Annotated in this window: 1 protein-coding gene; it reads right to left on the bottom strand. The window is 69.6% G+C overall.

Annotated features, from left to right (window positions below; all coding sequences use genetic code 11):
• Window positions 1-204: hypothetical protein (locus tag ABZ861_RS31460; RefSeq protein WP_361637458.1), on the bottom strand; the 204-nt coding region annotated here is incomplete at its 3' end.
• Window positions 205-1,319: the final 1,115 nt, after the last annotated feature.

Below are 1,319 nucleotides of genomic sequence, written 5' to 3'. Positions count from 1 at the left end.
CTGGAGCCATTCGAGGTTCTTCGCCAAGAAGAGATGCCCGATGTCGCCAGCCGTCACGTAGAAGAACTTCCTGCCTACGCCGTAGGTCTCCTCCCACACGGCGCCCGGCTCGTCCCGCCGCAACTCCGCGAGGAGCTGCCGCATCGCCTTGAGGTACCGGAGACCTATCACGTAACGCTGCGTCGTGATCACTCGCTGGGACATCGCTTCTCCTTAGTGCTCCTGCGCCCTGACAAGAACCACAATACACGGACTCATAATTTTAAGCAAGTCCGCGTGAGGGGGGTGGGTCGAGTTGGTTGGTGGAACCATGTGATGTGTTAGGAACTTCGCTCCGGCGGGTGCGCGGGGGCGGTCGCGCGCGGGGTGCGTGCGCGGCCGGGGGCGGACCGTCCTGTTGCGCCCGGTCCGCTCCTTCGGGGCGTCGGACCCACGGTCCGGGGTTCCCGGGCCGCGTGAAACTAACGTCAGGGGGGAATCGCTCCGCGCGTGCCGGATCGCATTCGGCGCGGTGTTAGTTTCGCGCCCGGGGCCGCCCGGAAGGGGTCCCCGAAACTAACGCCCGAAACTAACGCGCCCGAGAGTGCCCCCCCCGGGGTCCGTCTCGCGCTTCCCGCCCACCTGAAACTAACGTCCGTCCGTGCGGCCCGCTGCGCCCCTTTCCGTCCCCCGGGCGGCCCGTTCCCCTCACCGGCCGTCACTTCCAGGCATCTGAAGCTATTTTAGGGCTTTCTCCGGGCGGGTATTATCCGGGTACACTGTTTCCCCTGGGGCGGTTCCCCCGCCCGGCGTCCCCCCGCCGGACCGCCTGAACCGCCCCCCTCAGCGCTCCCCGGGTCGTCGGCCGCTCCCGCCGCCCGACCCGTCGCGGCCGCTCCCGCCCCGTTCACCGCCGAGTCCGCGCCCCCTTCTGCCGTCCCGGGCCCCGGCCGCCCCCAAGTGCCCGACGCCCCCGCCCGTCCTGTGCGGGCCCCTGGAGCCCTCCGGCGGCCTTCGCCCCTCCGTGGCCCGTGCTCGCCTCCGCGCGCGGCTGCCCCCCGGCGCCCGGTGCCCCCTTCGCCGGTCCGTCGTCCGCGCGTCCTCCCGACCGAAAGAGCACTTCAATTCCTGTCCGCACATTGTCCCCACATTGTCCCCGCCCCGGGTCCTGCCACCCGGCGTCTGGTCGAATTGGCTCCCCAGTTCCCGCCCGTCCGGGTTCAATTGACAACCCGCCACCCTCTATAATCAGAAAAATCCAGAAAGACCGGGACCGGCCCGAGTACCGGCCCGCAAAAAGCCGCGAATTCACCGCCGGAAAGCAGTCCGGCCCCCGCGAA

The sequence above is a fragment of the Streptomyces sp. NPDC046985 genome (assembly GCF_040644415.1).
Taxonomy (GTDB): Bacteria; Actinomycetota; Actinomycetes; order Streptomycetales; family Streptomycetaceae; genus Streptomyces.
The sequence above is the reverse complement of the archived record's forward strand: the minus strand, read 5'-3'. Positions and strand labels throughout refer to the sequence as shown.